The organism is Accumulibacter sp. (genome assembly GCF_016789985.1).
Taxonomy (GTDB): Bacteria; Pseudomonadota; Gammaproteobacteria; order Burkholderiales; family Rhodocyclaceae; genus Accumulibacter.
This window is the reverse complement of the sequence record NZ_JAEUOL010000135.1, coordinates 1-9639: the sequence shown is the minus strand read 5'-3', so window position 1 is coordinate 9639 and position 9639 is coordinate 1. Positions and strand designations below refer to the sequence as shown.

Below are 9639 nucleotides of genomic sequence, written 5' to 3'. Positions count from 1 at the left end.
GTTCTACGGCATGGCCCGGCAACAGATCTCGCCGGTGCAACTGCTCAGCCTGCTGCTGATCATCGAGAGCGCGCAGATGACGATGCTGACGACGATGAACCTCCTGTGGTTTGCCGGCGCTTCGGCGGTGCAGCTGGTTGTGGTCGGCTATCTGCTCTGGCGCTGGGCCTCGGCCAGGGAAGAGAACCTCGCCCTGTCCCGCTTTCTGCAGTATCAGGTTTTCGGCTGGGCGCTGCTCGTCGCCGGGGCGGTCGTTCTTGCCTGGAGCCACGCCGACGTGATCGGTGGTCGCTGGAGCTTCGATCTTTTCGATCTGCTGCGCACGCCACAGATCGGCAAGTACCAGTCGGCGGCCTTCTACCTGCTGTTTTACGGCCTGGCCATCCGCACCCCGCTGTTTCCCCTGCATGGCTGGCTGCCCAACTCGGCCGGCTACGGGCTGATCGCCGTCGGCCCGGTACTGCTGCTCGGCGTCAAGGTGGGTATTTACGGCATGGCGCGTTTTCTGCTGCCGCTGACCGCCGAAGCGGTGATCATCTGGCAGCCCTACGTCGTTGCCTTTGCCATGGTCGGCGTCTTTTTTGCCGCGGTGATGGCCTTTCGGCAGGCGAACCTGCGCCGCTTGATGGCCTTCGCCGTCGTCAGCCACACCAGCCTGATCGTCATCGGTCTGTTCACCCTGCACCCGGCAGGATTGCAGGGCGCCTTGTTGCTGGCGGTCAACTTCGGTCTGGCGATCACGGTGATGCTGTTGATGGTCGGCTACGTCTATCGCCGCACCGGTACCACCAGCCTTGACCGGCTGGGCGGCCTGTTCGATCGCATCCCTTTCATCACCGTCGCTTTCCTGATCGGCGGCCTGGCACTGCTCGGCATGCCCGGGACGCCCGGATTCGATGCGGTGCATCTGGTACTCGAGGCCTCGATCGAGACCTTCGGCGCGCTGCCGACGATCGCCACCGCGCTGGGCAACGTGGCCGCTGCCGGTTTCCTGCTCTGGGCCTTTCAGCGCGCCTTCCTCGCGCCGCGGCCGCGCGACCTGCCGGCGGCGCGCATCGCGCCGACCAGCGCGATGGAGTATTTCGTCGGTGGCGCGACCCTGCTCGTCCTGCTCGCCGCCGGTTTCTACCCCGAGCCGTGGCTGCGCCTGACCGATAGCGCAACGCAGAGCTTGGCGGCGTATTTCCCGCATGGCTGAAGCGTCCACCTGGCCCCTGCTGAGCCTTCTGCTCGTCCTGCCGCTGGCCGGCGCGCTGGCCAGTGCCTTGCTGCGGCGCCCGCCCTGGGCACAGCGCATCGCCCTGGGCAGTGCCGGGCTGACCCTGTTCTGCTCGCTGCTGGTCGTCTACGCTTTCGATGCGGGTGACCCCGAATTTCAGCTGCTCGAGTCGGCCCCCTGGATCCCCGGCCTGAACATCCGTTATCTGGTCGGGATCGACGGAATTTCCGTGCTCTTCCTGCCGGCGACCGCGCTGCTGTTCTGTGGCGCCGTGGTGGCGGGCTGGCGGGTCAGCGCGACGGCCTCGCCACTTGCTCCGGGGCTGTACTTCGCCCTGTTGCTGCTGCTCGAAGCCGCGACGCTGGGTGTCTTTTGTGCGCTCGACACGATCCTGTTCTTCTGCTTCTGGGAATTCACCCTGCTGCCACTCTATTTTCTGGTCAGCCTGTGGGGCCTCGGCGCGGCGCGCCAGCGTGCGGCAGTACGCTATTTCCTGGTCATGCTGGCTGGTGGCGTGCCGCTGCTTTTCGGACTGCTCGGGCTGGCTTTCGGCAGCACAGGGGGCGGCGTTCCGGTCTTCGACCTGCCGACCCTGCTGGTCACGCCACTGCCGGAACGAAGCCAATACCTCATCTTTCTGCTCTTGCTGCTCGGCTTCGGGGTCAAGGTGCCGCTGGTGCCGCTGCATACCTGGCTGCCGTCAATGGCGATGGGCGCGCCGGCGGCGATCACCGCACTGCTGGTCGGACTGAAGCTGGGCGCCTACGGCCTGATTCGTTTCGCCATTCCGCTGGCACCGCTGGCGGCGCGCGATCTGCACTGGCTGCTGGCCGGTTTTGGGACGGTTGCCATCCTCTACGGCGGAGTTGCGGCGCTGACGCACAGCAATCTGCGCGGCATGCTGGCGTACTCGAGCCTGGCTCATGTCGGGCTGGTGCTGCTTGGTCTGGCGTCGTTCTCGGTTTACGGGCTGCAGGGCGCACTGCTGCAACTGCTCAATTTCAGCGTCGCTGCGGGCGGCGGCTTCCTGGTGCTCTCCTTCCTGCAACGCCGCATCGGTTCGACCGACATCACTCAGCTCGGCGGCGCGCTGCACAGCATGCCGCGGCTGTCCGGTTTTTTCCTGTTCTTCGGATTGGCCGGCATCGGACTGCCGGGAACCAGCGGTTTTCCCGGCGAGCTGCTGATCATCGTCACCGCGCTGCACGATCATACCGGTGCCGGTCTGGCCGCCCTGTTCGGCATGGTGCTCGCCACCGCGGCTTTCCTGTCGCCGTTCCGGCTGGCGTTTTTCGGGCCGGAGAAGCGTCCCGCGATGGCCGCCGCCGAGGACCTGCTGCCGCGCGAGATGGCGGTGCTCTTGCCGCCGTCCTTGCTGATCCTGACGGTCGGGATCCATCCGCTGCCGATCCTGGATCTGCTCAGGCCGACCGCCGAGGCCTGGGTAGCGGCGCTGGCGGGGTTGTAGGCGACTTCGTCCGTCGCACCGGCGATGACATTGGTCGAACTGTGCGCGGTCTCTGCCGGAAACCCGATTCTCGTGGTTTCGTCGACCCCAGGGTAGTCTGAGCAACGGCATCTGCTGCCCAGACCATTTTTCTGAAGCGGCAACGGGTGACGGATGGTCCGTTCGTGGGCGGGCTTCAGCGACCCCGGGAAGGAAAGACGCTGACGCGACAGTTGAGCGTCAGGGAACTCAGCGGTGGCAGTCCTGCCAGCCGTTTGCCGATCTCGTGCTCGATCTTGTTGACCAGGTCCCGGTCCTGGTGGAACTCCCGGGGTAGGAAGATCTCCGCTTCGAAGCGGCCGCCGAGATAGTGCAGAACGACTCGTTCGGGCTGTGGCAGACCGACGAAGGCGGGTGACAGGTGTTGCATCAGTTCTTCGCGACCAGGCAGGTTCTGACCGATGTTGTCATGGTCGAGATCGTCCTCGACGTCGACATGGACGAGGACGTCGGCCACTGCCGAGCGGCTTTCGAGGACTCGTTTGCGGGTCATTTCGGCGATGCGGTGACCTTCCGATACGCTGATCCTCGGGTCGACGCAGATGTGGGCATCGACCAGCGAGCGATGCGCCATGCGTCGGGTACGCAGATCGTGCAGGTTGCTCACCCCCGGGGTGTCGATGATCACCTGGCGGATGGCATCGACCTCCTCGACCGAAAGACCGGTGTCGATCAGTTCCTGCAGCGCGTCCCAGGCGAAGACCACGCCCATGCGTACGATCATGAAGCCGACGATCACTGCCGCGACGGAGTCGGCGAAGCTGTAACCCATCAGATTGCCGACGATGCCCAGCGCGACGACGAGTGACGACGCGGCGTCGGAGCGCGCATGCCAGGCGTTGGCGATCAGCATGGGCGAGCGCAGCCGCTCACCGACATGCAGCATGTAGCGGAACAGACCTTCCTTCGCCACCAGGGCCAGGCCAGCCGTCCACAGGGCCATCGGCGCGACCGGCGGCAGCTCTTCCAGGGATTGCAGTTTGACTCCGGCGCTCCAGATGATGCCGGCGCCGGTCGCCGCCAGAATCGCTCCGAGGGCAAAGGATGCCGCCGTCTCGATGCGGCCATGGCCATAGGGGTGGCTTTCGTCGGCCGGGTCCTTGCTGTGATGGGCAGCGAAAAGGACCAGGAAGTCGCAGACGAGGTCGGAAAGCGAGTGCAGTCCGTCGGCGATCAGGCCCTGCGAATGGGCGATGATGCCGGCGACGATCTGGGCGCCGGTGAGCAGGATATTCACCAGGACGCTGATCCAGGTGACCCGTTGCGTCATGGCGTGCCGCTCCGGGTCGTCGTAGGAAACGTCAGGCACGTCGTCTTGGCTGTTCATGGCTCCCTCTGTTTTTTTAGGCTGTATTTTCATTCTACAACGACGATACCCCGCACACCCCAAGGTTGCCGGGGGCGGGGTGGTCGAGCGGCAGGCGCGGATTTTCGTCGATAGACGTTAAGGCAAGCTTAAGACGGGTGGTTGGCGCTCCGGTACAATCTCGCCCTTCGACTTGGGCGGCTGCCGCAGCGATGTGCCGTCCTTGACCCGCCGCCTGTGCAGGCAGCCCCATTCATCCGGAGCCGTCATGGATATCGTCATCACCCCGGTCACCCGCACCACGGTCGGGTCGCTCATCGCGCTGGCACGCCAAGTCTGGCAATGTACCTATTCCGGGATCATCAGTCAGGAGCAGATCGACTACATGCTCGGCCAGCGCTACAGCCCGCAGCGCCTGTTCGAGGAACTGGCGATGCCCGGCGTCTGGTGGGACCAGGCGACGATCGACGGTCGGCTGGCGGGTTTTTCTTCCTGTCTGCTGGCCCCGGCGGGGAGTGAAATGAAACTCGACAAGCTGTACGTGGATCCGCAACGGCAGCGCACGGGCATCGGCGGCCGGCTGATCGCCCGGGTGGAAGAGCATGCCCGGGCGAGCGGCTGCCGAACGCTGATTCTGGCGGTCAACAAGCGCAACGAACGGGCCATCGCAGCCTACCGCAAGCAGGGCTTCGCCGTCCGCGAGTCGGTCTGCGTCGATATCGGGCAGGGCTTCGTCATGGACGACTTTATAATGGCCAGGTCACTGCGCGCGCCGGCTGCACAATCCTGAACCCGTATGAAGCTGACTTTCGTCAAGATGCATGGCCTGGGCAACGACTTCGTCGTGCTCGATGGCGTTCGCCAGTCGATCAAGCTGAGTCGGGCGCAGGTGCGCCTGCTGGCCGATCGGCATTTCGGTGTTGGCTGCGACCAGGTGCTGCTCGTCGAGCCGACGCACCAGGCGGGAGTCGATTTTCGCTATCGCATCTTCAATGCCGATGGCGGCGAGGTCGAACAGTGCGGCAACGGGGCACGCTGCTTCGCCCGTTTCGTGCAGCAGGAGGGCCTGACCGCCAAGCGCGAGATCCGCGTCGAAACCATGCGTGGCGTGATCGTGCCACGCCTCGAGGATGACGGTTCGGTGACCGTCGACATGGGTGTGCCGACTTTCGACCCGGCACGGGTTCCGTTTGTCAGTGACGCCGACGATTTGCTGCAGGTACTGCAGGTGGCCGACGAGGCGATCACGATTACCGCCGTCGGTATGGGAAATCCCCACGCCGTTCAAGTGGTCGGCGACGTGGATACCGCGCCGGTCGAGCGGCAGGGTCCGCTGATCGAGGCGCACCCGCGCTTCCCGCAGCGCGTCAACGCGGGTTTCATGCAGGTGGTCGACCGGCAGGCGATTCGCTTGCGGGTTTTTGAACGGGGTGTGGGCGAAACGCTGGCCTGCGGCAGCGGCGCCTGTGCCGCCGTGGTCGCCGGCATCGCGCGCGGCCTGCTCGTTTCGCCGGTTCGTGTCGCAACACGGGGTGGCGAACTGAGCGTTGCCTGGCGTGGCGCGGCTGCTCCGGTTCTCATGACCGGCCCCGCAGTCACTGTCTTCAAGGGAGAGATCGAGTTATGAGAGCGGAAGAAGTTGCGCGCTATCTGCAGGAAAATCCACAGTTTTTCGAACAGCACGCGGATCTGGTCGCCAATCTGGTGGTGCCGCATCCGCATGGCGGGCGAACGATTTCGATCACCGAACGCCAGATGCTGGCGTTGCGCGACAAGAACCGGCAGCTCGAAGGCAAGATGGGCGAGTTGCTGCAGTTCGGCGAGGAGAACGATGCGATCAGCGAAAAGATGCACCGCCTGGCGGTGGGAATGATCGCTGCCAGGAGCTTTCAGTCGGTGCTGCACACGCTCAACTTCCACCTGCGCGACGACTTTGCCGTGCCGCATGTCGCCGTGCGTCTGTGGCGCCACCCGGAAGGGCGCGAGGAGCTGCCGGAGTTCACCGATGTCAGCCAGCAACTGCAGGCGTTCGCCGAAACGCTGACGCAGCCCTACTGTGGATCGACCAGCGGTTTCGAGACCTCTTCCTGGTTCGGTGAGGCGGCGACCCATGTGCGCTCGCAGGGGCTGATCGCCATGCGCAACGGAGGCGGCACGATGGGCATGATCGCGCTCGGCAGCGAAGATCCCGAACGTTTCTACGCCGCAATGGGCACGATCCACCTCGAGCGGCTCGGCGAGATGGCTTCGGCAGCCCTCGCGCGCGTTCTCGTTTGAGGTCGCGCCGCGTGTCCGGCGAGACTCCCAGCGGGTTACCGGGCGCCTGCCGCGCTGCGTGTGGCGTTTGCGCTCCGCCCGCACCGTTTTTGCGCTGTGCCGCATCGACCCGCCTGACGTTGACTTCGGGTGAGACGGTGCCGTCCGGGCTGGCCGGATGAGCAGCCGCGGGCGCCTCGCCAGCATCGGCGCCTACCTCGACGAGCTCGCCCGGCAGCGGCGCCTGTCGGCACATACGGTGCGGAATTACCGGCACGATCTCGAGCAGCTCTGCGGCCTGCTTGGCGAATTGCCCGGCGAGCTGTCGGACGATGACGGCTTTGCCGGCGTTCAGACACATCACATACGCCGCTTCGTCGCGCAGTTGCACACGCGTGGCCTCGGTGGCCGCTCGCTCGGGCGCACCCTTTCCGCGTGGCGCGGCTTCTATCGCTGGCTTGGCCGGCACAGCGAGACGACGCACAATCCGGTCGCTGGCGTGCGGCCGCCGCGGAGCCCGAAGGCGCTGCCGAAAGTGCTGTCGCCGGACGAAGCGAGTCGGCTGCTCGCCGCGGAGAGCGAAAACCTGCTGCAGGTGCGCGATCAGGCGATGTTCGAGCTGTTCTACTCGTCCGGATTGCGCCTCGCCGAACTCGCCGCGCTCGACCTCGCCTGTCTCGAGGACCTGCTGGCCGGCGAGGTGAGGGTGCTCGGCAAACGCAACAAGCTGCGCATCGTCCCGGTCGGCAGCAAGGCGCGGGAGGCCGTTGCGGCCTGGGTGGAGCAGCGCGGCAGACTGGCGGCCGCTGACGAAGTGGCGCTCTTCGTCAGCCAGCGCGGTAGCCGTCTCGGGGTGCGCATGATCCAGCTACGCCTGCGCCGTCGTGGTCTGCTGCAGGGTCTGCCGCAGCGGGTGCATCCACACATGTTGCGCCATTCGTTCGCCTCGCACGTGCTGCAGTCCTCGGGCGATCTGCGTGCCGTGCAGGAAATGCTCGGGCATGCCAGCATCGCTTCGACGCAGGTCTATACCCATCTCGACTTCCAGCATCTGGCTGCGGTGTACGACCAGGCACACCCGCGCGCCAGGCGCAAGCCGGAGTAGGTCCTTCGGGCGAAGAGCTGAGCCGAAGGTCCGAAGGTCCGGATGCCCGCTGGCCAGACCGGGCAGGACGGGCGGGGAGCGCGCCTTGCGCCGCGCCGCGTGCTTGCCCGCCAAGCTTCCGTTTTGCGCCGGGGAGGGCTACCATTCGCCGCTCGTTGACTGGCCGGCCTGCGGCGGGCGCGCCCTACGCCGGTCGGTGCGCCGTGTCCTGCGTCACCAGCCGGTGTGGCCTGATTTTGTTCCAAGGAGCGTAATGACCGAAACCGACGACATCCTGGCGGTTCCGCTGTGGATCAACGGCCATGCCTTTCTGACCATGGCGCCGGCCTTCTTCGATGTCTGCGCGCCGCGCAGTGGCCACCTCGTCCGCCGTACGCCCCTGTGTGGCGCCAGCCAGGCACGGGTCGCCGTCGAGGCCGCCGCCAGCGCCCTGCCGGGCTGGGTTGCCTGGCCACTCGCCGAACGGGCGGCGCGGCTGGTGGTGCTGGCCGACGCGCTGGCCGGTTATGCAGCGCACTTTGCCGACCTGATCGCCGAGGAGACCGGTCAGCCGGCCACTTCGGCCGCGGCCGAAGTGGCCGCGGCGCTGCAGGTTCTGCGGGGCGCGGCGGACAGTGCCGAGGCAAGCGCTGGCAGCGTCGTCGTCGGCCTTGTCTGCGACGATCGCACCCCCTTGCTCGGCCTGTTGCAGCGCGCCGTCCCAGCCCTGCGGGCGGGCGCCACGCTGGTCATCAAGCCAAGTCCGCAAGCCCCGTCGGTGGCGGTGGCGCTGGCCGAACTGACTGCGCAGTGTGGTTTTCCGGATGGTGTATGCAACGTGCTGCACGGTGATCTGGCGGCGATCGACGGACTTTGTGCCAGCGCCGAGGTCAAGTTGCTGCTGTTTGCCGGCGACCCGCTGCTGGCCGCCCGGGTTGCCGTGATCGCCACCCGGCACGGCAAGCCTTTCGTGGACTGAAGCATGCACCGCATCGTCCATCTCGAACGGGATTCGATCATCGCCCAGCTTCGCCGGCCGGATTTCCCGCATCACTGGGTGGAGCATGCGCAGACCGTGCAGGCGCAGGTCGGCAAGCGGCTGGCCGGGGCAACGATCACCATCGTCAACAAGCTGCGGATCGACGCTGAACTGATCGCCACACTGCCAGCATTGCAGATGGTCGCCGTTGCCGCCACGGGAACCAACAACGTCGACCTCGACGCCTGCCGGGCGCGCGGCATCGCCGTTTCCAACATCCGCGGCTACGCTGTCCGGACGGTTCCCGAGCACGTCTTCGCGCTGCTGCTGGCGCTGTCGCGCAATCTGCCGGCCTATCGACAGGCGGTCGCTGCCGGCAAGTGGCAGGCAGCGCAGCAGTTCTGTTGCTTCGATTACCCGATCCGCGACCTGCACGGCGCAACGCTGGCGATCGTCGGTAGCGGCAGTCTGGGTGGCGGCGTCGCGCGGCTGGCCGAGGCCTTCGGCATGTGCGTGCTGCGCAGCGAACGCAAGGGCGCGGCGCAATTGCGCCCGGGTTACACTCCGTTCGCACAGGCGCTGCGCTCGGCCGATGCGGTTTCCCTGCACTGCCCCTTGACTCCTGAAACCAGGAATCTGATCGGCGCAGCCGAGTTGCACGCGATGAAGCCGTCGGCCCTGCTGATCAATACGGCGCGCGGTGGTCTGGTGGACGAGGCGGCCTTGGTCAGTGCCCTGCGGCAGGGCTGGATCGCCGGTGCGGGCTTTGATGTGCTGACCGTCGAGCCCCCGAGCGAGGGCAATGTCCTGCTGGCGCCCGACTTGCTGGCGCTACCGAATTTTCTGCTGACGCCGCACGTCGCCTGGGCCAGCCAGCCGGCGATGCAGACCCTCGCCGATCAGCTCATCGTCAACCTCGAAGCCTTCGCGCGCGGCGAGCCGCAAAACCGGGTCGCCTGAATTCGACGGGGCGCACGGCGAGCAGGAGGGCCAGCCTGGCCAGCGTTGCTTTTTGTGCGGTTTTCCACCATCCTCCGCGCCTTCGGGATGGCGTTTTCGATGCTCGCCAGGTGCTGAGCTTCCCCCGAAGTTTCGTCTTCCGAAGGTGACGTACCCTTGACGTTTCTTTGATGGGCGAACGATGAAGCGTGCTTATCCGGTTGTCTCCCAGACGCACTACCGGTAGGATGTGGAGCATCTGCGCCAATCTGGGGCGACCATGGTTATCGACGTGCTTGACAGAGGCGATTGGCCGTTCCCGCGCTCGCTGCCAGAGTTTCAGCGACGG

At 66.1% G+C, this 9639-nt stretch carries 9 protein-coding genes; 8 read left to right on the top strand and 1 reads right to left on the bottom strand.

The genetic code is table 11. From position 1 onward, the window contains the following. Positions 1 to 1198, top strand: a 1198-nt coding sequence (locus tag JNK99_RS07685; RefSeq protein ID WP_291850965.1) for a proton-conducting transporter membrane subunit, incomplete at its 5' end; no start/stop codon positions are given. After that, positions 1191 to 2687, top strand: coding sequence for an NADH-quinone oxidoreductase subunit M (locus JNK99_RS07680; RefSeq protein ID WP_291850961.1), 1497 nt, complete (start codon positions 1191 to 1193; stop codon positions 2685 to 2687). The genes JNK99_RS07685 and JNK99_RS07680, both read left to right, overlap by 8 nt. 175 nt (positions 2688 to 2862) lie before the next feature. Here JNK99_RS07680 and JNK99_RS07675 read toward each other — a convergent pair whose 3' ends face one another. Then, the gene (locus JNK99_RS07675; protein WP_291850959.1) at positions 2863 to 4053 is read right to left on the bottom strand and encodes a cation diffusion facilitator family transporter; all 1191 of its coding nucleotides are present in this window, start codon (positions 4051 to 4053) and stop codon (positions 2863 to 2865) included. Positions 4054 to 4300: 247 nt separating this feature from the next. Between JNK99_RS07675 and JNK99_RS07670 the strand changes: the two genes are divergently transcribed. From JNK99_RS07670 to JNK99_RS07645, 6 genes are all read left to right on the top strand, one after another. After that, entirely contained in the window at positions 4301 to 4822 is a 522-nt protein-coding gene (locus JNK99_RS07670; protein ID WP_291850957.1) for a GNAT family N-acetyltransferase, read from the top strand. A 6-nt stretch (positions 4823 to 4828) separates the two neighbouring features. Then, complete coding sequence (dapF, locus tag JNK99_RS07665) at positions 4829 to 5659, top strand: diaminopimelate epimerase (protein ID WP_291850955.1); 831 nt, start codon at positions 4829 to 4831, stop codon at positions 5657 to 5659. Further along, positions 5656 to 6309 carry a DUF484 family protein gene (locus JNK99_RS07660; RefSeq protein WP_291850953.1) on the top strand — a complete coding sequence of 218 codons (654 nt, stop codon included), beginning with the start codon at positions 5656 to 5658 and terminating at the stop codon, positions 6307 to 6309. The genes dapF and JNK99_RS07660 overlap by 4 nt, the downstream gene beginning before the upstream one ends. A 157-nt stretch (positions 6310 to 6466) precedes the next feature. Next, positions 6467 to 7393 (top strand): tyrosine recombinase XerC, encoded by a 927-nt coding sequence (xerC, locus tag JNK99_RS07655; protein WP_291850951.1) that lies wholly within the window; start codon positions 6467 to 6469, stop codon positions 7391 to 7393. 253 nt (positions 7394 to 7646) lie between these two features. Continuing rightward, positions 7647 to 8351 carry an aldehyde dehydrogenase family protein gene (locus JNK99_RS07650; protein ID WP_291850949.1) on the top strand — a complete coding sequence of 235 codons (705 nt, stop codon included), beginning with the start codon at positions 7647 to 7649 and terminating at the stop codon, positions 8349 to 8351. A gap of 3 nt (positions 8352 to 8354) precedes the next feature. Continuing rightward, complete coding sequence (locus JNK99_RS07645) at positions 8355 to 9311, top strand: D-2-hydroxyacid dehydrogenase (RefSeq protein ID WP_291850946.1); 957 nt, start codon at positions 8355 to 8357, stop codon at positions 9309 to 9311. The last annotated feature ends 328 nt before the right edge of the window (positions 9312 to 9639 follow it).